This window comes from Nocardioides sp. Root122, from assembly GCF_001425025.1.
Lineage (GTDB): Bacteria > Actinomycetota > Actinomycetes > Propionibacteriales > Nocardioidaceae > Nocardioides.
Window position 1 is genome coordinate 138642 of record NZ_LMDE01000014.1, and the last position, 21131, is coordinate 159772.

Genomic DNA, 21131 nt, shown 5'->3' on the forward strand with positions numbered 1-21131 from the left:
CTGGACGACCCCGACTCGGGCACAATCAGCGCCATGACCCGCGTCGTCCACCTCCACATCGGGGCACCCAAGACCGGGACGACCTACCTCCAGGACCGGCTGGACCTGAACCGCGCCTCCCTGGCGCGGCACGGCGTGGTCATCCCGGCACCGCGGTCGGGGCACTCCGACATGTTCCACTTCCGCGCCGCGCTGGACCTGCTCGACCAGGACTGGGGTGGCACCCCCGGCCACGCCCACGGCTCCTGGGACGCGATGGTGCGCCGGGTCAACCGCGCCGACGGCACCGTGGTGATCAGCCACGAGATCCTCGCCGGCGCGAAGCCCGACAAGATCGCCAAGGCGATGAACGACCTCGCCGGCAACGAGGTCCACGTCGTCTACTCCGCGCGCGACCTCGGCCGCCAGCTGCCGGCGGCGTGGCAGGAGTCCATCAAGCAGGGGCGCAAGTGGCCCTTCAAGCGCTTCCTGACCAAGGTCGAGCGCGGACAGACGTGGTTCTTCAACGCGATGGACCTGCCGCGGGTGCTGTCGCAGTGGGGCGCCAAGCTGCCGCCGGAGCGCGTCCACGTCGTCACCGTCCCGCACGACCGCGGCCCCAACGGCGACGAGCTGTGGCTGCGGTTCTGCCGCGCCTTCGGCATCGACCCGGCGTGGGCGCCGCTCGACTCCGAGCGTGACAACCGCTCCCTCGGCATCGCCGAGACGTCGCTGCTGCGCAAGCTCAACCGGCGCCTCGAGCTCGGGGTGCGGCGCGAGCCGGTCTACGACAACCTCATCCGCGAGCAGCTCGCCCAGGAGGTGCTGGTCTCCCGGGAGGCGATCCCGGTCCGGCTGCCGCCCGACCGCTACGACTTCGCCGAGCAGCAGGCCGAGCGCTGGATCGAGTGGATCAAGGGCAGCGGCGTCGACGTCATCGGCGACGTGGACGACCTGCGTCCGCGCCGGCCCGCCGAGGGTGTGGAGTGGCGCAACCCCGACCGGGTCCGGGCCAAGCTCGAGCTCGGCGCGGCCCTCGACGCGCTGACGGTGATGACGCAGGAGGCCGCCAACCGCGCCACGGCCGACACGGTGGGCGCTCGGCTGCGCGACACCGCCCGCCGGCTGCGCGACCGTTGAGCGGGCGCGCGCAGAGCTGGGTCGCCCACCTGCGCCAGGGCGGTACGACGCCGTGGCTCGCGTGGCGCGGCGACCCGTCGTCCGACCGGGCCGGTGACGGTGTCCTGCCGGGCGCCCAGCAGCTCGAGCTGCTGCGCCGGATCAACCTCGCGCGCGAGTCGGGTGCGCAGCCCCGTGCCCGCCACGACCGTGAGGGCACCCGGCTCGCCGACCGGGTTCTCGCCGCACCGGCCGCCGGGCGCGGCAAGGCCGACCTGCCCCTCGTCGGGGTGGAGACCCCGGCCTTCGGCCCGCAGCCGGTCGACCCGGCCACGGTGGGTGCCCACGAGCTGCTCCGCGTCGCGAGCGTGCTCCTCGCCGACGACCTGGTCGCCCTCGGTCCCGACCCGGTCCGCACCGCCTGGGCCCGCCCCTGGCGGTTGCGCTTCCGGCTCGTCGGCGACCCCGTCCTCGTCGCCGGGTGGCGGGAGGACCTGGCCTCCCGCGGTCGACCCGAGGGCGGACCCCGGCCCTTCGTCGTCGCCGTCGGCCGGCCCCTCGACGAGCTCCTGGCCCACACCTGGACCCAGCGCTGCTTCGAGACCGGCAGCACGCCGTGGGTGGAGTGGCTGCGCTTCTGGCGCGAGCGCGACCAGCTGCCCGCCCGCGCCGACCTCCCCGCGAGCGTCCGGCGCTGGCACGCACGGCGGCCCCTCGTCCGTATCGTCACCGACCTCGACCGGCTGCCCAGGCAGCTCGGCGTACGCCGCCTGCCCGCGGTGCGGGTTCCCGGGGCCGACCAGGCCGAGCTGGCCCGCCGCATCGCCGCGGTCGTCGGCATCCGGGTCCCTGCGGAGGAGCGCCCGGCCCTGATGCGCACCCTCCAGCGCCGGATCCCCGACACCGGCACCGACCCGGTCGTCGTGCCCGCGCGTGAGCGGGAGTGGGTCGCGGCGTCCGCGGCACGCACGACGCGGGAGGTCCGCCGCGCTGGCTACGCTGTCGTCGGCGACCTCGCCGGGCTCGCACCACGGACCGAGACGCCCGCCGCGACCGGCGCGGGCGCCGCGGACCAGCAGGTGCTGGACCTGGCGATCCGCATGGTCGTGGATCCCGGCTGGCGCACGGTCGGCCACCCGAGGGCCGGAGCAGAGAGGAGCGTGGAGCAGTGAGCAGGCGAGTGCTGCTGCACGTGGGCTGCCCCAAGACCGGCACCTCCTACCTGCAGGACGTGCTGTTCCGCAACAAGGCGGTGCTCCAGGAGCACGACATCCTCTACCCCGCCGACCGGTTCGACGCGCACTTCCTCGCCGCGCTCGACCTGATGACGCTGCCGTGGGGCGGCCTGGAGACCGAGGCCGTCGGTGCCTGGGACCGGCTCGCCGAGCAGGTGCGTGAGTGGCACGGCACCGCGATCATCAGCCACGAGATCTTTGCCCGCGCGACGCCGACCCAGGTGGAGCGCGCGATGGCGTCGCTGGGCGACGCCGAGGTGCACCTGGTGCTCTCCGTCCGCGACCTGGTGCGCCAGATCCCCGCGGAGTGGCAGGAGAACGTCAAGCACCGCAGCAACATCACCTACGCCCGGTTCCTCGAGACCATCCGCGACCCCGCACGGGACTCGAGGATCGGGTCGTGGTTCTGGGCCGTCCAGGAGCTCCCCGACATCCTGGCCCGCTGGGCCGGGTCGCTGCCGCCGGAGCGGGTCCACCTGGTCACCGTGCCGCCGTCCGGGGCCGACCGGGGCGAGCTCTGGCGGCGCTTCTCGCGCACGTTCGGCCTCGACGACCTCGACCTCGACCTCACCGCCGAGCGGGAGAACCCGTCCCTCGGCGTGCCCGAGACCTCGCTGCTGCGCACCATCAACCAGCGGGTCACCTCGATCATCTCCCCGCCCGACTACCGCCCGCTGGTGCGTGAGCTGCTCGCCCACCAGACCCTCTCGCGCGGCGTCGCGTCGGCCCGCCTGCGGCTCCCGCCGGAGGACCACGCGTGGGCGCAGGACCTCTCCCGCAGCTGGGTGGGCGCCATCGCCGACCGGGGCTACGACGTCGCCGGCTCGCTCGACGACCTCGTCGGCCCCGAGCCGGGCACCTTCGTCGACCCCGACACCGTCACCCCCGACCTGCTGCTGCCGTCGGCGCTCGACGCCATCAGCGCGCTGCTGGTCGAGTCCGCGCGGCTGCGCGCGGTCGAGGAGCGGCTGCACGAGGAGGTCCGCGAGGCGCACGCCGAGCGCGACCGGGCCCGCGCCACGCCGACGTACCGGCTCAGGCGCAAGGTCGTCCGCACCCTCGAGGACAGCCCGGCCGGACGCGGCACCCTCGACGCCTACCGTCGGGTGCGCGGGCGCGCCCGTCGGTAGCCCCGGGGTGACCTTCGCCTCTGACGCGCGGCGGAGCGCCCGCCTAGCGTGAAGGTCGAGGGCACCTGCCCGAGCGCCGGACAGGCCCTCGGGAGGTGAGCTCGATGAACGTGCGCCCGGTCCTCGCCCTCGCCGGCGTGGCGGTCCTGCTGCTGGGCGGGTGCGGCAGTGACGACCCCGACCGGGCGTCGGACTCGCCCGGCTCGCCCTCCTCGTCCTCGCAGACGACGGTGCCCACGCCCGAGCAGCTGGCGGCCACGCTGGTGTCGGCCGACACCTATGACGGCACGTGGACCGTGAACGTCCCTCCGGACGAGCAGGCCGTGACCGACGGGGTGGTGACCGAGGACCAGCGGGCGTTCCTGCCGAGGATCGAGCTGTGCGGCAAGGCCAGCGAGGAGTCTCGTGCCGCCGTCGCCGCACTGCAGTGGCAGGCCTTCCGGCAGCTCGACCAGACCGAGGACGATCCCATCGACATGGCCGCCGGCGATCGCTCGGGCCACCTGGTCTTCGTCCAGGAGTTCCTCATGGCAGGCGATCCCGCCGACGTCGAGGCGACCTTCGAGGCGCTGCGCGACGGCCTGCGCGCCTGTGAGGGCGACTTCCCCGCCGGCATGGAGGGCCCCGGCACCACCGAGCCGATGGCGGTCCCGCCGGTGGGTGACGACCGGTTCGGCGAGCTGACGACGATGGAGGAGGCCGGGGGACGCGCCTACTGGCTGCTGCACACCTCGTGGGTGCGCCAGGGCCCTGTCCTGGTGAACCTGCAGGTGGTCGACATCGTGATGGGCAAGGGCGTACGGCCCGTGTTCACGGCCACCGACGTCGACGCCTTCCTCACCACGGCGGTGGACCGGCTCCCGTAGGACCGGCGACGGGGGTGCCGGTGTGGCACCGGCGCGTCGTCAGCGTGGGCGGGGCAGCAGCTCGCGATCCGCGTAGCGGCCGATCTTCCAGGTCGCGAAGCCGTCGGCTCCGGCGCCGACGACCCCGCCGACGACGGGGATCTTGCGCCCGACGGTGGTCGCCAGCCGCTTGCCGGCGACGCGCGTGATCAGGTCGGTCGCGACGACCGCCGAGATGGTGGTGTCGAGGGTCGGGTCGTGGGCCGGCGCGGTGGCGAGCGCCATCGGCGTCGCAGGGAGCTTCTTCTTCTTGACCAGCTCGCCGACCTGCTCCTCGCCGAGGAGCAGCGCGAGGATCGCGTTGCGCACCCGCGGGTCGTCGAGGTCGTGGCCGCGCAGGTGCGCGATGCCGGCGACCATGCGGCACTGGACCAGCGCCAGGCCGGTGACGTTGGCGGGGATCGTCACCGCCATCGTGACCAGCCCGCCGATGTTGGTGATGAAGCCCTGGGCGCCGGCGATGCGCACGTTGTTCTCGATCACCTCGTGGATCGCCCGGTCGACGTTGCCCCGCTGCTCGGTGAGCTGCTTCGCGGCGGCCTCGGCGGCGGGCGCCAGCGGCCCGACCCCGTCGATGGCGCGGTGCAGCGCCTCACGGACGAACCCGGTCGTCAACCCGGGCGCCAGATCCTGGATGCGCGGCGCGAGCTGCCGCCCGACCGTGTCCTTCAAGCCCATGGTGCGATCGTACGGCCGGGGTGGGGGACGAGTCGCTAGCGTGAGAGGCGTGCCCCTCGCGCCCGACCCCACGCCATGGGCGTTCCCGCACCACTCCACGTGGGATCCCGACGACGACCTCGTCGCGCTGGGCGCCGACCTCGAGGCGGGCACCCTGCTCACGGCCTACAGCCTGGGCCTGTTCCCCATGCCGGTCACGCTGGACCGCGAGGAGCTCGGCTGGTTCTCGCCGGTGGAGCGGGGCGTGCTGCCGCTCGCGGGGCTCAAGGTCTCGCGCTCTCTCCGACGCGCGGCCCGTGACTTCGAGATCCGCGTCGACACCGCCTTCGACGAGGTGATGGCGCAGTGCGGCAGCCCCGTCCGGCCCGACGGCTGGATCACCCCGGAGTTCGTCCGCAGCTACACCCGCCTGCACCACCTCGGCTGGGCGCACTCGGTCGAGGCGTGGCGCGACGGGCGGCTCGCCGGCGGGCTCTACGGCGTCAGCATCGGCGGCCTGTTCGCCGGGGAGTCGATGTTCCACCGCGACCGTGACGCCTCCAAGGTCGCCCTGCTCGGCCTGGTCGAGCTGCTCCGCGACGAGCACGCCGACGAGCGGGTGCTCGACGTGCAGTGGCAGACACCGCACCTGGCCAGCCTCGGTGTCGTACGCCGTCCGCGGGGGGAGTACCTCGAGGCGCTCGAGCGCTGCCTCCACCTTCCGCTGCCGGCGGCCTTCCGAATGGACGACTGAGCCGCGTCACGACAGGATCGGCACCCGATGGCGTCGGCGACCGCCGCGTCCGTGCGAAGGGGACCCCATGACGATCCGTACCCGCCTCACCATGAGCAGCGCGATCCTGCTGGTCGGCGCAGTGACCACGGCGTGCGGCGGCAGCGGTGGCGGTGCCCCGGCCGACGCGAGCAAGGACGACTTCTGCACGGCGCAGTCCAGCCTCTTCACCGACCTCGACCTGGACTTCACCGACCCCGAGGCGGCGCTGCCGAGCGAGAAGGAGATGGCCGACGCCATGCACTCCTGGGCCGACAGGATGGACGAGGTCGGCACGCCGGAGAACATCTCCGACGAGGCGCGCGACGGCTTCGAGGAGACCGTGAAGGCCGCCGGCGACATCTCCGAGGCCGACCTGAAGTCGCCCGACCTCGACGCCCTCGAGAGCAACATGTCCGAGGAGGCCCAGAAGAAGGTCGAGGCGTTCACCACCTACGTCAACGACACCTGTGGCTCGATGTTCGGCGACCTCGACGTCCCCGAGGTGCCGTGAGGCACTGCTCCGCGCCTTCCCCCGGCTTCGCATTTCGGCCGGTAGGATCGAGACGTCGGACAAGGACTCTCGGGGAAGGAGGGCCGCCGCATGGCCATCACCCGTGAGGGTCGGATCTGCTCGTTCTGCAGCACGCCCGGTGGCCCCGGCACCGACGTGCCCCTGATCGGCGGGCTCGGTGCGCAGGTCTGCAGGTCGTGCGTCGACACGTTCCACGAGATCTTGCACGACGAGGCGCGGGTCGCCTCGGTGCGCGCGACGATGCCGTGGGAGCGGATGTCCGACGCCGAGGTGCTGGCCACGCTCCCGCAGATCCTGGCCTCCGCCGAGCAGAACGTCTTCTTCGCCCAGGAGTGGGTCGAGATGATGCGCGAGCGCGGGATCACCTGGGCCGAGATCGGACGCGTCCTCGGCGTGACCCGGCAGGCCGCCTGGGAGCGGTTCGCGAAGAAGTCGGCGTCCAAGAGCGCCACTGCGTGACGAGAGGCACCACCGTCAAGGTAGCCTTGACAGTGGTGCTGGTCGGACCGTCACGGGGGTGGGTCCGACCGGCACCGTCCTCGTGCGGTCGGCACGAGCTCACTTCAGGAGCTTGGACAACCGTCGGTCGGCCAGCGGCTTCCCGCCCGTCTGGCACGTCGCGCAGTACTGGAGGCTGGAGTCGGCGAAGGACACCTCGCGCACCACGTCACCGCACACCGGGCACTTCTGGCCGGTCTTGCCGTGCACGGCGAGGTTGCTCTTCTTCTCGCCCTTGAGCTCGCTCATCGCGACCCCGCTGGCGCGCTGGACAGCGCCGGTCAGGGTGTCGCGGATGGCGTCGTGGAGCGTCTGCAGCTCGGTGTCGTCGAGGCTGTTGGCCGGCTTGAACGGCGACATCCTCGCGGCGTGCAGGATCTCGTCGGAGTAGGCGTTGCCGATGCCCGCGACGATCGACTGCATGCGCAGCACGCCCTTGATCTGCTTGCGTCCCTCGGCCTCGAGGATGGCGCGCAGCGACTCGATGGTGAAGTCGTCGGCGAGCGGGTCGGGTCCGAGCCGGGCCACCCCGGGTACGTCGGCGGGGTCGCGCACGACGTAGATGGCCAGGCTCTTCTTGGTGCCGGCCTCGGTGATGTCGAGGCCGACCTCGTCGTCGATGACGATCCTGGCGGCCAGCGGGTTCTTGCTGTTGGGTCGCGCGGGGAGGGCCGGCACCTCGTCGCGCCAGCGGATCCAGCCGGCGCGCGCGAGGTGGATGACCACGTGCACGCCGCTGGCGTCGATGTCGAGGAACTTGCCGTGGCGCGTCACGTCGTCGACCAGCGTGCCGTGCAGTGCCTGCAGCGGCGGGTCGAAGGTCTTCAGCGCGCTGAAGGCCGCGAGGTCGACGCGGGTGATGACCCGTCCGGTCAGGCGCCCGCGCAGGTCCTGGACGAGGGCTTCGACCTCCGGCAGCTCGGGCACGGTCGTGAGTCTAGGCAAGCCCTTGCGCGAGAGGCCAGAATGGATCATGGCCCGACAGCGCACCCAGCGGACCGGGGCGGTCTTCCTCGACCCCCGCGGTGAGGACCGCTCGCTGCGCGTCACGTGGCACCAGGAGTCGCTGCTCGTCGTCCTCTCGCTGTGGCGCGACAACGTGTGCGCCGGCACCTTCCGCCTCGCCGCCGACGAGGTGCCCGACCTCATCGAGATGCTCCGCAAGGGGCTCGACGAGTCCTACGACGCTGCGCGCGAGCGGGTTGCCCGGGCGGACGAGGCGGGCTGAGGTCCCGCGACTCGCGGACTATCCGGCAATCTAGGGTTGCACCTAGATTCACCGATAGCGTCCGATCGTGGACCCCATCCGGAACCCGTACGCCCCCGGTGCGGGCCAGCGCCCGCCCGAGCTCGCCGGTCGCGACGAGCAGCTCGCCGCCTTCGAGGTCGTCCTGGAGCGGGTGTCGAAGGGGCGTCCGGAGCGCAGCCTCGTGCTCACCGGGCTCCGCGGCGTGGGCAAGACGGTGCTGCTCAACGCCCTGCGCGGCGCCGCGGTGCGCAAGGGCTGGGGCACCGGCAAGCTCGAGGCGCGACCCGGGCAGGGGCTGCGCCGGCCGCTCAGCAGCGCGCTCCACCAGGCCGTGCGCGAGCTGGGGCACCGCGACGAGGAGTCCCTCGACCACGTGCTCGGCGTGATCAAGTCCTTCGCGCACCGCGACGCGGGCGCGGGGGCCAAGCTCAAGGACCAGTGGAGCCCGGGGATCGACGTACCCGCCGTGCGGGGGCGGGCCGATTCCGGCGACATCGAGATCGACCTCGTGGAGCTGTTCACCGACCTCGGTGGCCTCGCCGCCGACGCCGGCAAGGGCATCGGCGTGTTCATCGACGAGATGCAGGACCTCGGACCCGACGACGTCTCCGCACTCTGCGCCGCGTGCCACGAGCTCAGCCAGTCCGGCCTCCCGGTGATCGTGGTCGGCGCCGGCCTGCCCCACCTGCCGGCGGTGCTGAGCGCGAGCAAGTCCTACAGCGAGCGGCTCTTCAGCTACCAGCGCATCGACCGGCTGACCCGCGACGCCGCCGACCGCGCCCTCGAGGCACCGGCGGCCGACGAGGACGCGGCCTTCGAGCCCGACGCGCTCGCCGCGATGTACGACGCCACGGGCGGCTACCCCTACTTCATCCAGGCCTACGGCAAGGCCGTGTGGGACCTGGCCCCCCGCTCGCCGATCACCGCCGCCGACGTCGCCGTGGCCGCCCCGGAGGCGCAGTCGGAGCTCGCCGTCGGCTTCTTCGGCTCGCGCTACGAGCGGGCCACGCCGGGGGAGCGCGACTACCTCATGGCGATGGCCGACGTCGCGGCCGCCCAGGACCCGTCCGGGACCGACCCCGACTCCGACGCCGTGCTCAGCGCCGACGTCGCCGCGGCCCTCGGCAAGAAGCCGCAGTCCCTCTCACCCGCCCGCGACTCGCTGCTCAAGAAGGGCCTCGTCTACTCCGGCGAGCGCGGCCGCATCGCCTTCACCGTCCCCCACTTCGGCCGCTACCTCCGCGAGCGCGGGTAGGGAGCGGAGGTGTTTGGCGCCGCCGCGCCGCGGACGGCACCACCGGCCGGAACCGACGGACCCGGGCGGGGATTGAATTGACGTCAAGTCAATCCGGGCGGGGCCCGGCCGACGCCGCCGACCAGTCGGCTGGTGTTTCGTCGCGGCGCGCCCGGGAGTGGAGGAGGAGGGGTGCGGTCGGAGGAGCGAAGCGGGGGAGGGCGCAGCAACGACGACGAACGAGCGGGTTACGAGCGCCGCGACACGCGTCGAAGCGAAGCGGAGACGCCATCAAGCACGAGGCCGGCGGAACTCCCGCGGCAGATCCTCGAGGAGGCGGAGGTAGAGCTCGCTCGCGGTGGGGTACGACGCCACGGCGTGGCGCAGCACGTGCACGGGAACGTCGCCGACGATCGCGACCGTGGCGGCGTGGACCAGCTCGGCCACCTCGGGACCGACGAAGGTCGCCCCCAGCAGCAGGTGGGTCTGCGCGTCGACGACGAGCTGGGACTGCCCGGCCACGTGGTCGCGCAACAGGCCGGTCCCGGCGGCCGCGGACGTCGGGACCCGGGTGATGACCACGTCGTGCCCGGCGTCGCGGGCCTCGGCCTCCGTCATCCCGACGCTGGCCACCTCCGGGTCGCTGAAGACGACCTGCGGGACCGGCGCAGCGCGGTCCGGCTCGTAGGCCACCTCGCCCGCTGCCGCCGCGGCGATCCGTGCGCCGACGACCCGGGCCTGGTGCTTGCCCCAGTGGGTGAGCGGCGGGACCACTGGGTCTCCCACTACGACGACTCGGGACAGGTGTCCTGGGCCGAGGGCGCCGGCCTGGCGGTGGTCCGCGGGCACGGACGTCTGAGCGCCCGATGGCGAGCAGCAGCTCGTCGGCCTCGATCTCACCCCGGGTGGTGGAGACGGTGACCGTGCCGCCGTGGAGGCGTCCCACCCCGGTGGCGGCCGGGTCGGCCCGGCGCACGTCGGTCACGTCGCAGCCCAGGTGCACCGTCACGCCCCGCTGGCGCAGGCCCTCGAGCACGGCCTCGCCCGCGAACGGCTCGGACCGGCCCAGCAGCCGGCCGCGCGAGAGGAGCGTCACGGACGAACCGAGGGCGGACATCCAGGTCGCCGCCTCGCACGCGACGACGCCGCCGCCGATGATGAGCAACCGGTCGGGGACCTCCACCACCCCCGTCGCGTCGCGCGAGCCCCACGGGAGCGCGTCGGCGTAGGCCTCGGGCACGTGCGGCGCGCTGCCCGTGGCGATGACGACGGCTCGCCGCGCGCGGACCAGCACGTCGTCGCCGCCGGTGGAGGCGACCCGGACGGTGCGCGCGCCGGCCAGACGTCCGTGCCCGCGGACCACCGCCAGGCCGGCGCCCTCGGCCCAGGACACCTGTCCCGAGTCGTCGTAGTGGGAGACCCAGTGGTCCCGCCGCTCGTGCGCGGTCGAGACGCCGGGCAGGTCGGCCGTCACCGCCGCCACCGCGACGGGTCGCAGCAGCGCCTTGCTCGGCATGCACGCCCAGTAGCTGCACTCCCCGCCGAGCAGCTCGCCCTCGATGATCGCGGCGGTCATGCCCGTGCCCTCGACGGCGTACTGCGCCGCGTTCTCGCCGACCGGCCCACCGCCGATGACGACGACGTCGTACTCGCGTGTCTCCATGCCCGATTCCATGCCCGTGACACTACGGCCCGACGCTCGGGATGGCGGACCGGTTGCGCGGTCAACTACACTCACCGGCGAGGGGAGTACCCCACCAACCTCCGCCGGTCACTACGGCGCCTCCACAGGCGCCTCGGCGGGGACCGGCTCTCAGCACGACGAGGCGGCGGGGGAGACCTCAGGACACTCATCCTGAGGAGACCCATGTCGTCCATCGCGTCCCCCACCCTCTGGTTCCTCACCATCGGTGTGGTGCTCGCCCTGCTCGTCGTCGACTTCGTCGCCACCCGGCGACCCCACGAGGTGTCGATGAAGGAGGCGCTGGCCTGGTCGGCGTTCTACGTCGCCCTGCCGCTCACCTTCGGCCTCTATGTCTGGAACGCCCACGGCGGCGACCGCGGGCTGGAGTACTACACCGGCTACCTCGTCGAGAAGACGTTGAGCGTCGACAACCTGTTCGTCTTCATGCTGCTGCTCGCGGCCTTCGCCGTGCCCGAGGTGCTCAAGCAGCGGGTCCTGCTCTACGGCATCATCGGCGCGCTGGTCCTGCGCGGCATCTTCATCGCGCTCGGCGCCGCCGCCCTGTCCCGCTTCGACTGGGTGTTCCTGGTGTTCGGCGGGGTGCTGCTGGTCACCGGCCTCAAGCTGCTGCGCGACGCGATCCGCGGCCAGGAGCACGAGGTCGACGTCGCCGAGATGCGCATCGTGAAGGTGCTGCGTCGTTTCATGCCGGTCAGCGACGAGTACGAGGGCGCGAAGCTCACCGTCGTGCGGAAGGGCGTGCGGATGCTGACGCCCTTCGCGCTGGTGACCGCTGCCGTCTTCGCCACCGACATCGTCTTCGCCGTCGACTCGGTGCCCGCGGTCTACGGCATCACCGGCGACCCCTACCTCGTCTTCGTGACCAACGCCTTCGCCCTGCTCGGCCTGCGCGCGCTCTACTTCGTGCTCGAGGGCGCGCTGAGCGCGCTGGTCCACCTGAGCTACGGCCTCGCCGCCATCCTCGGCTTCATCGGCGCCAAGCTGGTGCTCCACTGGGCGCACCTGGTGTGGCCGTCGGTGCCCGACGTGCCGACCCTCGCCTCGCTCTTCGTGATCGTCGGCATCCTCGCCGTCACGATCACCACGAGCCTGGTCGCGAGCAGGCGGCAGCGGTCCGACGACGAGCCCGAGGTCGTGGGCACCCACTGACGCACATCAGCACCAGCGGCGTACGCCGTCCGGGGTGAGGTCGCGGTCGCGGAGCACGACGGCCAGCAGGTCGCCGTGCTCCCGGCACGTGGCGGCGAAGTCGCGGGCGCGGTACTCGATGACGAGCACCTGGTCGCCGTAGGCGTCCACGTAGCGCCCGCACTCGTCGTAGCGGCCACACTCCTCGGCGACGGCGAAGTCGTAGCCGGCGCGGGTGCCGTCCCAGCCGGCCCAGTTCTTCTGGCCGGCGGCCAGGCCGCTCGCGTGCGCCTGCGCAGTCAGCAGCCGGGCGTACGCCTTGGCGTCGCGCGCCCGGATCAGCCCGCGGCTGCGGGAGAAGGAGTCGAGGTTGTCGTACTCGACGGCGTCGAAACCGGCGCGCGCGCAGCCGGCGGTCCAGCGTCCGACGATGCGGGCCAGGCGCTCGCGCCGGTCCGGCGTACGGATGTCGAGGAGCCGCTCGCCCCACGCCTCGTCGACCACGGGCCGGCCGCCGTCGCTGAGCAGCAGGTCACGGTGGCGGCGCCAGAACGCCAGCTCGTCGGGCTGGGTCTGGAAGCCGTTGACGTAGCAGACGTTGTAGGCGCCCGGCGCCGGCGTCTCCGTGCGGTCACGCACCACGATGCCCACGTTGTCCGGGACGTAGGCAGGGCCGCCGAGCTGGTAGTCGACGTCGGTCCCGGTCGGGAGCGGGCGCGGTTCCGCGGCGGCCGGTGCAGCGAGGGCGACCAGCAGCAGGAGTGACGTCAGGAGGGTGCGCATGACCCGCACCCTAGGCGCGGGTGCCGCCCGTCCGCCTCACTCGGCGGCGAGCATGGTCGCGCCCAGGCCGATCATCATCGTGCCGCCGGTGGCGCTCAGGGCGTCGAGGCGCGAGGGCCGACGGGCGAACCAGTCGCGGGCCTTCGACGCCGCGATCGCCCACGCGCCGTCGGACACCGCAGCCATGACACCGAAGACCAGGCCGAGCAGCATCGTCTGCACCGCCACCGGGCCGCTGGGGTCGGTGAACTGCGGCAGGAAGGCCACGAAGAACACGATCGTCTTGGGGTTGGTCGCGCCGACGGTGAAGCCGATGCGCACCGGGTGCCCGCGCCGCGCCGGCACGGCAGCCGCCATCGCGAGGCGTGCGTCGCTGCGGTGGCGGATCGACTGGATCCCGAGCCAGATGACGTAGCCGGCCCCGGCCACCTTGATGGCGGTGTACGCCGTCGCGCTGGCGGCGACGACGGCGCCGAGGCCGAGCGCCACCAGGGCGACCTGGGCCGTCAGGCCGAGGGCGTTGCCCAGCACGGAGAGCAGCGCCTCGCGCCGGCCGACGGTCAGCGCCCGGCCGATGGTGAAGAGCAGGCTCGGGCCCGGCACCTGGATGAACAGGATCGAGGCGACCAGGAAGGCCACCCACTGGCTCGACGACGGCATGGCCCCAGTGTGGGGCCGACGCGCGGCGCTGTCGCGATCATTTCACCCGTCGGTCGGGAGGGACCGGTGTCAGCAGCCGCAGCTGTAGTAGGTGATGTCCCAGTGGTTGCTCTCGCGGGCGTAGATGTTGCCCGAGGCCGCGCGGTACATCGTGGCACCGTCGCTGCGCACGCCGTAGTAGGCGTAGTGGCTGGTGATGTAGCTCGAGACGCAGGTCGTGGGGCTGATGTCGACCTTGTAGCCGTTCCAGTGGCTGTAGGTGCCCGAGGCGTGGCCGGTCTCCGTGCCGCCGGTGATGGTGACCGCGCAGCCGCTGATCGAGCGGAAGGTCCTGATCCCGCTCACGGTCTCCTGGTTGATCTGGTCGTACGAGGTGCAGGTCGAGGTGTAGCGGCTGGTGCAGCCGCCGCTCGAGACCCGGCTGATGCCGGACGCGGACAGCTGGCTCGCGGCCTGGGCGTCGGTCAGCTTGGTGACCGCGTGCGAGGGGCTGGCCAGCCCGGCGACCGCGATCAACGAGCCGAGGAGGGCGAGAAGGAGACGGTGGGACGACAGGTGCATGGGCATGACTCCGTGGTCGTGACGAGACCCCCGATGGGCTCGTCGCTGCCTCCACCCGAACCGATGTCGACCGCTCCGGTCAACCCCACCCGGGGTGGAGCACAAAGCGCTTGGCCCGGCCGGTGGGTCTTTGGCAGACTCACCACCCAGGGCGCCGTCCAGCGCCCAGCCCGCGCGTCGGCCTCAGTCCGTGCGAGGTGGCGAAGGGGAGCAGATCCTCGGGCGCACTCCATGGATCGCACGTCGAACGCCCGCTGCAGCGGCGTACTGGGGACGCAGCGCAGCAGAGGTGATCACGGATGACCAGGGACAGTGACTTCAAGCAGGTCGTGCGCGCCCGCATGGCCGAGACCGGTGAGAGCTACACCGTCGCCCGAGCGGCCGTGCAGGCAAGCGCGACGCCCCGCGAGGCGGCGTACGACGCGGCGCGCGCCGAGCAGGAACGACTCGTGGGCCGGCTCTTCGTCGACGGCCGCATCGAGCGCGTGCCGGCGAAGCGCAAGGTGCGCGCGGCCGTGCTGCTCGAGGTGGTGAGCAGGTTCGAGCCGGGTCGGGAGTACGCCGAGAGGGAGGTGAACGAGGTGCTGCTGGGGGTGCACGAGGACTTCGCCTACCTGCGGCGCGAGCTGGTCAACTACCACTACCTCCAGCGCGAGCACGGTCGCTACCGCACCGCCGGGCGGGCTCCGGTCCGCTCCGCCGTCGAGCAGCAGGAGATCCCCGCGTGGGAGGCGCACTGGCTGCCGGCCTTCCTCGCGGGACGCGGACAGGGCAGGGTGGGGTCATGAGCGACCCGACCCCTGCAGGCATCGATCCCGGGGTGGCCCCGTCCGGCCCCGGGTGCGTGGAGTGCGAGGAGGCCGGCGGCTGGTGGGTGCACCTGCGCCGGTGCGCGCAGTGCGGCCACGTCGGCTGCTGCGACAGCAGCCCCTCCCAGCACGCCACCGCCCACTTCCGTGCGACCGGTCACCCGGTCATGCAGAGCTACGAGCCGGGCGAGGACTGGTTCTGGGACTTCGCGCGGTCCGTCGGCATCGTCGGCCCGCGGCTCGCCGACCCGCAGCACCACCCCGAGGACCAGCCGGTCCCCGGGCCCGCCGGCCGGGTGCCCGACGACTGGCGGGACCACGTCCACTGACGCGTGTCAGCAGCCCCTGGCGGTGAAGGTGGAGTCGCTCCGACAGCGGCACCGCCGCTGGAGGATGCCGAGCCCCGCTCGCCCGCAGGGATGCGTCGTGCGGGCCAGATGTCGTGCCATGCTCGACCCATGCGTCGTACGTCGCGCACCCGGCGCGCCCGTCAGGGGACTCGTCCGCAGGTCGTCGCCCATCGGGGGAGCAGCCACGACACCGCCGAGCACACGCTCAAGGCCTACGTGAAGGCGCTCGACGAGGGCGCCGACGCCCTGGAGTGCGACGTCCGGCTGACCGCCGACGGGCACCTGGTCTGCGTCCACGACCGCAACCTGCGCCGTACGGCCGCGGTCCCGGGCCTTGTCTCGACGATGAACCTGGCCGAGCTCGACGAGCTCGACTTCGCGTCGTGGAAGAACCCGTGGTCCGAGATGGACGACGAGGCGCCCGAGCGCGACCCCGAGCACGGCAAGGTGCTGACGCTGCGCAAGCTGCTGCAGATGGTGGCCGACTACGACCGGCACGTGGAGCTCGCCATCGAGACCAAGCACCCGACCCGCTACGGAGGGCTGGTGGAGCGGCGCCTGGTGGAGACCCTGGGTGACTTCGGCTGGGACCGCGCCGGGTCGCCGGCGCGGATCATGAGCTTCTCCCTCAACGCGATGAACCGGGTGCGCAAGCTCGCGCCCGACCTCGACGTGGTGATCCTGGTGGACAAGGCCCACCACTGGCCGGTGCTGCGCCCCGTCGTCGGCGACGACTGGATCATCGGCCCCGGGATCGAGGAGCTCCGCGACCACCCCGGCCTCGGCAAGCACCTCGTCAAGGCGGGTCGGGAGATCCACGTGTGGACCGTCAACACCGCCGACGACCTGCAGATCTGCCTGGACCTCGGCGTCACCGCGGTCATCACCGACCGTCCGGCCCACATGCTGGAGCTCCTCGGCGACTGACCGCCCCGTGAGCGGGCCAACTAGGCTCCGCGCATGGCCAAGAAGTCCCGCAACCGCACCCAGCCCACCGCGTCCGCCCCCGGCGAGGTCGGTCCCCGTCAGCCCTGCCCCTGCGGCTCGGGCAAGCGCTACAAGGCCTGCCACGGCGCGGCCGGCGGCGCCGCCCCGACCTTCGTGGCACGCCCGTTCGAGGGGATGCCCAGCGAGTGCGACGTGATCGCGCTGCGCGAGCTGGTCCCCGCCGCGACCGCTCCGCTGACCCTGAAGGAGGGCTCGCGCACCGTCCGGCTCGCCACCCTCCTCCCCGGTGCCGCGCCGGCGATGGTGCGCGACTCCGGCGACATCTGGCTCGGGCTGCAGGTGCAGCACTCCTACGGCAACCCCGCGCGCGACCTCGGCGCCGTGCTCGAGGCGGCCCTGGCCACCGAGGAGCCGGGCATCGTCGGCCTGCCCACCGCGCCGGGCGAGGGCCCGAGCATCCAGGACCTGATCAGCGACACCGCGCTCGACATCACGGTCCACGACGGCTTCGACTACTGGATCGACGACATCCCCGAGCGGGACGCGAGCATGGAGGCGGCCCTCGAGCAGGCCAACGGCGGCGTGATGCCCACCTCGCGGCTGACCTCGGTCGAGGCGGCGTACTGGACCAATGTGGGCACCAAGGAGCACCTCCGCTGGGTCATGCCCCACCCGGAGGACCAGCTGCTCGACGCGCTGGCCCGGCTGCACGCGGCCGGCCAGGACTCGGTGGCGGACGGGTCCCGGTTCGTGGGCATGTTCCGCGCCCACGGCCTGCTCGCCCCGGTCTGGGACCTGCCGCTCGGCACGGGCGCGGACGTCCTGGAGGGGCCTGCGAAGGCCTTCGCCGCCGACCTCGAGAAGGCGCTGGAGGGCGGCGACCTCACCGCGGCCGAGCGCTCGGCCCGCGCCGGTCTCGCCAACCGGCAGGTGACGATCCGGTAAGCAACGGGCCACGTCCGTTCCACGAGGCGAACACAACCCCCGGGACTGTTGTGCGCGCGCTCGCCAGCGGAGTAGATTGGGCGAGCCCGGTCGTTGTTGTTTCCCCCGTCAACAACGACCGGGCTTTCACATGTCCGGGTCCGGCTCGCCGTCGTGCGCCGGCCGCACCCGCCAGGCCTCCAGGTGGGCGAAGCCCTTCGCCGAGACGCGCCTGAGCCGGCGGAACCGCCACTGGTCCTCCGCCTCGGCCAGGGCCTCGTGGACCCCGGCGTCGACCAGCACGGACCCGGGTCGCGCGGCCGAGGTGAGCCTGGACGCCGCGTTGACCGTGGACCCGAAGACGTCCCCGAGACGGCGTACGACCGCACCGTGCGCGACGCCGGCCCGCACCCGCGGGAAGGGGTCGTCACCGTCGTCCCCCCGGGCGGTGAGGGTGTGGGCGACGGCGACCGCGGCCGCCGGGTCGGCCACGGTGAAGAGCACCTCGTCGCCGATGGTCTTGATGACCTGCCCGCCGTGGTCGACCACGAGCGCCGTGGTGTCGTGCTCGAAGCGGTCGACCCACGCGACGAGCTCCGCACCGTCGAGGCTGCGGCTCTGGGTGGTGTAGCCGACGATGTCGACGAAGCACACCGCCAGTCGGGTCTCCGTGCGCGCGAGCGCGCCGGCGTCCTCCAGCAGGTGCTGGGCGGCGCTGGCGAGGTGCCGGCGCCAGACGTAGGTCTGCAGGGCCTCCACGCGCGGCAGCACGTCGCCGGCCAGCGTGGTGAGCCGCGAGGCCGGGTCCTCGCCCTCGACGGCGAGACCGGCGAGGAGGGTGGTCTGCCACTCCGCCAGCCGCGCGTAGCTGCGACCCCAGGTGCGCACCAGCGCTGCCTGGGACTCGGCCGGCAGGATGCCGAGCTCGACGAGGTCGGCGCTGAGGCGGAGGGCCTCGACGTCGCTCTCGGCGAAGGCCACGTCGTCGTCGTCGCGGTGGGGGAAGCCGAGCTGGTGCCAGAGGGTGACCGCCAGGTCCAGGGGCACGCCGGCGCGCTGGGCGACCTCGACCCGCGTCAGGGTGGGTGCCCCGCCGAGCAGGAAGGACTCCAGGACCTCGCCCGCGTCCGGCGGCAGCGGTGGCTCCGGCGGCAGTCCCGACTCGATGGCCACCGGTGGCTCAGCTCCCCTCGAGCCGGTCGGCCGCCGCAGCGCGCAGCGCGTCGCCGAAGGCCGGGACGTCCTCGACCAGCTCCTGGACCTGCTCGCGGGTGAAGTGCACGACCTTGAGCGGTGTCAGCGCGACGATCGTCGCCGAGCGCAGGGTCTTGTTGACGATGGCGCCCTCGCCGACGACCGCGCCGGGACCGAGGGTGGCCACCTCGGTGCCGCCCTTGCGGACCGACACCTCACCCTCGGTGATCAGGTAGGCCTTGTCGGCCGGGGTGCTCTCCGCGATGGGGGACCATCCCTGGGGCAGGGTCAACGCGCGTCCGGCGGCCAGGACCCGCCGCGCGTCGGCGGGGTCGAGGGCGTCGAGGATCGATGAGGTCATGCCTGCTCAACGATCCGGCCGGGCGAACGTGATGCCCACCGGGTCGGCATTCGTCGATGCCGGAGTGGTCAGTCGACGGGCAGGGGCTCGCGGGAGATCGGGCAGCTCATGCAGCGCGGGCCACCGCGACCGGAGCCGAGCTCGGAGCCGGCGATCCGGACCACCTCGATGCCTGCGTCCTCGAGCCGGTCGTTGGTCTCGTCGTTGCGCTCGTAGGCGACCGCCACCCGCGGCGCCAGCGCGAGGGTGTTGTTGCCGTCGTCCCACTGCTCGCGCTCGGCGGTGACCGGGTCGAGGCCGGTGTCGATCTGGTGGAGCGTGTCGATCTGCATGGCCTTCGCCGCGGCGACCAGGAACGGCTCGGACTCGCTGACGCTCAGCGTCAGGTCGGACTCGTCGGAGCCCTGGTCGGCCAGCGTGACCGTCACGGCGCGCAGCGTGTCGGCGACGTTGGGGTACATCACGACCTTGTCGACGTCGACCATGGTGCACACGGTGTCGAGGTGCATGGTCGCGCGCTCCTGCGCGATCGGGACCGCGAGCACCGTGTGGGCGAGGTCGGCGTGGAAGACCTGGCGGGCCAGCCGCTCCACGCCGGCGGGCGTCGTACGCTCCCCGACGCCGACCGCGATCACGCCCGGCGCGAGCAGCAGGACGTCGCCGCCCTCGACGTGCTCGTTGTGCCAGCCGTGGATCTTGCGGGTCCCGGCGAAGCGCGGGTGCTCGGTGTAGATCAGCTCGGTCAGCTGAGTCTCGCGCTTGCGCGCGGGCATCGCCAGGCTGGTCACGGCGACGCGGTCGCGGACCCAGACGCTGGAGTCGCGGGTGAACAGCAGGTTGGGGAGCGGGTCGATGAGGAAGTCGTGCGGGTCGAGCAGGCTGGTCACCAGGCCGTGGCCGCCCCTGACCTCGTCGTTGCGGATGCCCGCGGTCAGCACGTCGGTGAGCTCGGCGGGCGACAGGTCGCGCAGCGCGGTCGCGAGGTAGTGCCGCATGGTGTCGCCGAGGTGCAGTCCGGACAGCGCGCTGGTGATCGCGTGGTTGCGGGCGAGCTCGGTCTCGAGGGTCTCGGTGAGCAGCTCGGTCAGGTAGAGCACCTCCACACCGCGGCTGCGCAGCGTCTCGGCGAAGGCGTCGTGCTCGTCCTGCGCGCGGCTGACCCAGGGGATGCCGTCGAACAGCAGCCGGTCGTTGTTGCGCGGCGTCAGGCGCTTGAGCTCGTTGCCGGGGCGGTGGAGCATCACGGTGGCCAGGCGGCCGACCTCGCTGTCGGCGCCGTGGGGAGTGGAGACCATGGGCGCGACTCTACTGGTCGTCGGCGATGCACTGGTACGTGGAAGCGGCGTCGCCCGAGCGCGCACGTGCGGCGGTTCTGGCCCCGCTGTCCGACATCCCAGGGCCACAACCGCCGCACGTGCTCACGCGGCGTCGGCGTGGCCCGGGAAGTGCGCGCGCCACGCGTCATCGAGACGCAGAGGGGTGCCGGGGAGGCCCCGGGCCAGCAGGACGCGGTGGACCCGTCGGAGCGTACTCCCCGGCGTGGCGTAGATGCCCGAGCTGATGACGGGGAGCAGGCGCCACCCGGAGTCGTCGATGTCATCGCGCCGTTCGAGGTCCGCCTCCCACGCACCCGGCACGAGCACGTGGACCTTGCCGTTGAACTCGATGGCCACGCGGACGACCGGGTAGGAGAGGTCGTACTTGCGGATGACCTCGCCGTCCTCGTCGCGCACGGTGAGGTTGACCTGGGGCTCGGGCAGGCCGGCCAGGACGATCAGCATCCTCAGGCGTGTCTCCATCGGTGAGTCCACGTCGCGTCGGACGTACGCCGCCCCTGACCGCGCTCGTGAGGCCGCCTTGTGCCGGACCGACGCGCAGAACCTGACCAGCTGTTCAGGCGTGACCATCCTTCGGCGGACCATGGCGTCCCCGAGGACCACGAGGTCGACCAGCGTGAGCAGCTCGGCCATCTCGACGAAGAGCATCAGCGGCGCGGTGACCCGCACGCCGCGGACGACCGTGGTGGCTCGGTGGCGTCCGACGTGCGCCCTCACGCCTCGGTGGCACCGGCGGAGGCCCGCCCTCGGGACGCTCACGTGCTCGTCGGCGATCGTCGGGATCGGCAGGTCGTGGACGCGCGCCGCCGTGGCGTGGCTCGCCCAGGCCTCACCGTCGTACGGCAGCAGGGCGGCCCGCGCGCGGACCAGCGGGGTGACGATCGTCGTGGCGGCCACGTAGGTGCCCGGGAGCACCTGCCGGAACCCCGGCCCTCGCAGGGCCTTCGCGCTCACCCCGGCGGCGAGGGCGGACTGGCGGCGGAATGGCGTCCGGGTATCGAGATCCATCCCCGGATGGTGCCGCGATCGCGGTCCGGCCTGCACCCGCCGTCCACAGG

The 21131-nt window shown here is 72.8% G+C and carries 24 protein-coding genes and 1 pseudogene; 14 read left to right on the top strand and 11 right to left on the bottom strand.

Annotation, left to right across the window (positions count from 1 at the left end):
* Positions 1–33: 33 nt before the first annotated feature.
* The 4 genes from ASC64_RS19090 to ASC64_RS19105 all read left to right on the top strand — a co-directional run bounded on the left by ASC64_RS19090 (position 34) and on the right by ASC64_RS19105 (position 4329).
* The gene (locus tag ASC64_RS19090; protein ID WP_056909139.1) at positions 34–1119 is read left to right on the top strand and encodes a hypothetical protein; all 1086 of its coding nucleotides are present in this window, start codon (positions 34–36) and stop codon (positions 1117–1119) included.
* Positions 1116–2270, top strand: a complete 1155-nt coding sequence (locus tag ASC64_RS19095; RefSeq protein WP_056909140.1) for a hypothetical protein — start codon at positions 1116–1118, stop codon at positions 2268–2270. The genes ASC64_RS19090 and ASC64_RS19095 overlap by 4 nt, the downstream gene beginning before the upstream one ends.
* Positions 2267–3463: a hypothetical protein gene (locus ASC64_RS19100; RefSeq protein ID WP_056909141.1), complete on the top strand. Its 1197-nt coding sequence runs from the start codon at positions 2267–2269 to the stop codon at positions 3461–3463. The genes ASC64_RS19095 and ASC64_RS19100 overlap by 4 nt, the downstream gene beginning before the upstream one ends.
* Before the next feature lie 104 nt (positions 3464–3567).
* Positions 3568–4329 carry a hypothetical protein gene (locus ASC64_RS19105; protein ID WP_056909142.1) on the top strand — a complete coding sequence of 254 codons (762 nt, stop codon included), beginning with the start codon at positions 3568–3570 and terminating at the stop codon, positions 4327–4329.
* Positions 4330–4368: 39 nt separating this feature from the next.
* On the opposite strand, the gene ASC64_RS19110 is transcribed toward ASC64_RS19105, so the two are convergent.
* Positions 4369–5046 (bottom strand): EcsC family protein, encoded by a 678-nt coding sequence (locus ASC64_RS19110; protein ID WP_056909143.1) that lies wholly within the window; start codon positions 5044–5046, stop codon positions 4369–4371.
* Positions 5047–5095: 49 nt separating this feature from the next.
* On the opposite strand from ASC64_RS19110, the gene aat reads away from it, so the two are divergent.
* The 3 genes from aat to ASC64_RS19125 all read left to right on the top strand — a co-directional run bounded on the left by aat (position 5096) and on the right by ASC64_RS19125 (position 6791).
* A complete protein-coding gene (gene aat, locus ASC64_RS19115) occupies positions 5096–5779 on the top strand; it encodes a leucyl/phenylalanyl-tRNA--protein transferase (RefSeq protein WP_056909144.1) in 684 nt (227 codons plus the stop codon).
* A gap of 67 nt (positions 5780–5846) precedes the next feature.
* Positions 5847–6311, top strand: a complete 465-nt coding sequence (locus ASC64_RS19120; protein WP_056909145.1) for a hypothetical protein — start codon at positions 5847–5849, stop codon at positions 6309–6311.
* Positions 6312–6401: 90 nt separating this feature from the next.
* A complete protein-coding gene (locus ASC64_RS19125; protein ID WP_056909146.1) occupies positions 6402–6791 on the top strand; it encodes a hypothetical protein in 390 nt (129 codons plus the stop codon).
* Positions 6792–6890: 99 nt separating this feature from the next.
* Here ASC64_RS19125 and ASC64_RS19130 read toward each other — a convergent pair whose 3' ends face one another.
* A complete protein-coding gene (locus ASC64_RS19130; protein ID WP_056909147.1) occupies positions 6891–7757 on the bottom strand; it encodes an Fpg/Nei family DNA glycosylase in 867 nt (288 codons plus the stop codon).
* 46 nt (positions 7758–7803) lie between these two features.
* On the opposite strand from ASC64_RS19130, the gene ASC64_RS19135 reads away from it, so the two are divergent.
* Together ASC64_RS19135 and ASC64_RS19140 are read left to right on the top strand one after the other, a co-directional pair.
* Complete coding sequence (locus ASC64_RS19135) at positions 7804–8058, top strand: hypothetical protein (RefSeq protein WP_056909148.1); 255 nt, start codon at positions 7804–7806, stop codon at positions 8056–8058.
* Between the two features lie 67 nt (positions 8059–8125).
* Positions 8126–9334 carry an ATP-binding protein gene (locus ASC64_RS19140; RefSeq protein ID WP_056909149.1) on the top strand — a complete coding sequence of 403 codons (1209 nt, stop codon included), beginning with the start codon at positions 8126–8128 and terminating at the stop codon, positions 9332–9334.
* A 270-nt stretch (positions 9335–9604) separates the two neighbouring features.
* Here the strand turns inward: ASC64_RS19140 and ASC64_RS22880 are convergent, their stop codons facing one another.
* Positions 9605–10099 carry a hypothetical protein gene (locus tag ASC64_RS22880; RefSeq protein WP_235563829.1) on the bottom strand — a complete coding sequence of 165 codons (495 nt, stop codon included), beginning with the start codon at positions 10097–10099 and terminating at the stop codon, positions 9605–9607.
* A 130-nt stretch (positions 10100–10229) separates the two neighbouring features.
* Positions 10230–10988: pseudogene (locus ASC64_RS22885) on the bottom strand (FAD-dependent oxidoreductase); the annotation flags it as partial.
* Positions 10989–11180: 192 nt separating this feature from the next.
* Here ASC64_RS22885 and ASC64_RS19150 point away from each other — a divergent pair.
* Positions 11181–12167, top strand: coding sequence for a TerC family protein (locus ASC64_RS19150; RefSeq protein ID WP_056909150.1), 987 nt, complete (start codon positions 11181–11183; stop codon positions 12165–12167).
* Between the two features lie 6 nt (positions 12168–12173).
* Here ASC64_RS19150 and ASC64_RS19155 read toward each other — a convergent pair whose 3' ends face one another.
* The 3 genes from ASC64_RS19155 to ASC64_RS19165 all read right to left on the bottom strand — a co-directional run bounded on the left by ASC64_RS19155 (position 12174) and on the right by ASC64_RS19165 (position 14156).
* Positions 12174–12929, bottom strand: a complete 756-nt coding sequence (locus ASC64_RS19155) for an endo alpha-1,4 polygalactosaminidase (RefSeq protein ID WP_156385297.1) — start codon at positions 12927–12929, stop codon at positions 12174–12176.
* A 36-nt stretch (positions 12930–12965) separates the two neighbouring features.
* On the bottom strand, positions 12966–13589 hold the full coding sequence (locus ASC64_RS19160; protein ID WP_056909151.1) for a LysE family translocator: 624 nt from the start codon (positions 13587–13589) through the stop codon (positions 12966–12968).
* A 69-nt stretch (positions 13590–13658) separates the two neighbouring features.
* The gene (locus ASC64_RS19165; RefSeq protein WP_200937899.1) at positions 13659–14156 is read right to left on the bottom strand and encodes a hypothetical protein; all 498 of its coding nucleotides are present in this window, start codon (positions 14154–14156) and stop codon (positions 13659–13661) included.
* Between the two features lie 293 nt (positions 14157–14449).
* Here ASC64_RS19165 and ASC64_RS19170 point away from each other — a divergent pair, with 293 nt between their 5' ends.
* From ASC64_RS19170 to ASC64_RS19185, 4 genes are all read left to right on the top strand, one after another.
* The gene (locus tag ASC64_RS19170) at positions 14450–14938 is read left to right on the top strand and encodes a DUF2087 domain-containing protein (protein ID WP_056909152.1); all 489 of its coding nucleotides are present in this window, start codon (positions 14450–14452) and stop codon (positions 14936–14938) included.
* Positions 14935–15288 carry a UBP-type zinc finger domain-containing protein gene (locus ASC64_RS19175; RefSeq protein WP_056909153.1) on the top strand — a complete coding sequence of 118 codons (354 nt, stop codon included), beginning with the start codon at positions 14935–14937 and terminating at the stop codon, positions 15286–15288. Before ASC64_RS19170 ends, ASC64_RS19175 begins: the two co-directional genes overlap by 4 nt.
* Before the next feature lie 129 nt (positions 15289–15417).
* Complete coding sequence (locus ASC64_RS19180; protein ID WP_056909154.1) at positions 15418–16236, top strand: glycerophosphodiester phosphodiesterase family protein; 819 nt, start codon at positions 15418–15420, stop codon at positions 16234–16236.
* A 33-nt stretch (positions 16237–16269) separates the two neighbouring features.
* Positions 16270–17202: a DUF5926 family protein gene (locus tag ASC64_RS19185; RefSeq protein WP_056909155.1), complete on the top strand. Its 933-nt coding sequence runs from the start codon at positions 16270–16272 to the stop codon at positions 17200–17202.
* A 126-nt stretch (positions 17203–17328) separates the two neighbouring features.
* On the opposite strand, the gene ASC64_RS19190 is transcribed toward ASC64_RS19185, so the two are convergent.
* The 4 genes from ASC64_RS19190 to ASC64_RS19205 form a co-directional block, all read right to left on the bottom strand.
* Positions 17329–18354: an adenylate/guanylate cyclase domain-containing protein gene (locus ASC64_RS19190; protein ID WP_235563830.1), complete on the bottom strand. Its 1026-nt coding sequence runs from the start codon at positions 18352–18354 to the stop codon at positions 17329–17331.
* Positions 18355–18361: 7 nt separating this feature from the next.
* Entirely contained in the window at positions 18362–18736 is a 375-nt protein-coding gene (locus ASC64_RS19195) for a cyclic nucleotide-binding domain-containing protein (protein WP_056909156.1), read from the bottom strand.
* 68 nt (positions 18737–18804) lie between these two features.
* Positions 18805–20031 carry an arginine deiminase gene (locus ASC64_RS19200; RefSeq protein WP_056909157.1) on the bottom strand — a complete coding sequence of 409 codons (1227 nt, stop codon included), beginning with the start codon at positions 20029–20031 and terminating at the stop codon, positions 18805–18807.
* A 123-nt stretch (positions 20032–20154) separates the two neighbouring features.
* A complete protein-coding gene (locus tag ASC64_RS19205; RefSeq protein ID WP_082550644.1) occupies positions 20155–21081 on the bottom strand; it encodes a hypothetical protein in 927 nt (308 codons plus the stop codon).
* Positions 21082–21131: the final 50 nt, after the last annotated feature.

What these genes read in the sequence shown, in the direction of transcription:
- ASC64_RS19090 (WP_056909139.1), top strand. Translation starts at nt 34, where the DNA reads ATGACCCGCGTCGTCCACCTCCACATCGGGGCACCCAAGACCGGGACG.
- ASC64_RS19105 (WP_056909142.1), top strand. Translation starts at nt 3,568, where the DNA reads ATGAACGTGCGCCCGGTCCTCGCCCTCGCCGGCGTGGCGGTCCTGCTG.
- ASC64_RS19110 (WP_056909143.1), bottom strand. Translation starts at nt 5,046, where the DNA reads ATGGGCTTGAAGGACACGGTCGGGCGGCAGCTCGCGCCGCGCATCCAG.
- ASC64_RS19120 (WP_056909145.1), top strand. Translation starts at nt 5,847, where the DNA reads ATGACGATCCGTACCCGCCTCACCATGAGCAGCGCGATCCTGCTGGTC.
- ASC64_RS19125 (WP_056909146.1), top strand. Translation starts at nt 6,402, where the DNA reads ATGGCCATCACCCGTGAGGGTCGGATCTGCTCGTTCTGCAGCACGCCC.
- ASC64_RS19135 (WP_056909148.1), top strand. Translation starts at nt 7,804, where the DNA reads ATGGCCCGACAGCGCACCCAGCGGACCGGGGCGGTCTTCCTCGACCCC.
- ASC64_RS19150 (WP_056909150.1), top strand. Translation starts at nt 11,181, where the DNA reads ATGTCGTCCATCGCGTCCCCCACCCTCTGGTTCCTCACCATCGGTGTG.
- ASC64_RS19155 (WP_156385297.1), bottom strand. Translation starts at nt 12,929, where the DNA reads ATGCGCACCCTCCTGACGTCACTCCTGCTGCTGGTCGCCCTCGCTGCA.
- ASC64_RS19160 (WP_056909151.1), bottom strand. Translation starts at nt 13,589, where the DNA reads ATGCCGTCGTCGAGCCAGTGGGTGGCCTTCCTGGTCGCCTCGATCCTG.
- ASC64_RS19165 (WP_200937899.1), bottom strand. Translation starts at nt 14,156, where the DNA reads ATGCCCATGCACCTGTCGTCCCACCGTCTCCTTCTCGCCCTCCTCGGC.
- ASC64_RS19170 (WP_056909152.1), top strand. Translation starts at nt 14,450, where the DNA reads ATGACCAGGGACAGTGACTTCAAGCAGGTCGTGCGCGCCCGCATGGCC.
- ASC64_RS19175 (WP_056909153.1), top strand. Translation starts at nt 14,935, where the DNA reads ATGAGCGACCCGACCCCTGCAGGCATCGATCCCGGGGTGGCCCCGTCC.
- ASC64_RS19180 (WP_056909154.1), top strand. Translation starts at nt 15,418, where the DNA reads ATGCGTCGTACGTCGCGCACCCGGCGCGCCCGTCAGGGGACTCGTCCG.
- ASC64_RS19185 (WP_056909155.1), top strand. Translation starts at nt 16,270, where the DNA reads ATGGCCAAGAAGTCCCGCAACCGCACCCAGCCCACCGCGTCCGCCCCC.
- ASC64_RS19195 (WP_056909156.1), bottom strand. Translation starts at nt 18,736, where the DNA reads ATGACCTCATCGATCCTCGACGCCCTCGACCCCGCCGACGCGCGGCGG.
- ASC64_RS19200 (WP_056909157.1), bottom strand. Translation starts at nt 20,031, where the DNA reads ATGGTCTCCACTCCCCACGGCGCCGACAGCGAGGTCGGCCGCCTGGCC.
- ASC64_RS19205 (WP_082550644.1), bottom strand. Translation starts at nt 21,081, where the DNA reads ATGGATCTCGATACCCGGACGCCATTCCGCCGCCAGTCCGCCCTCGCC.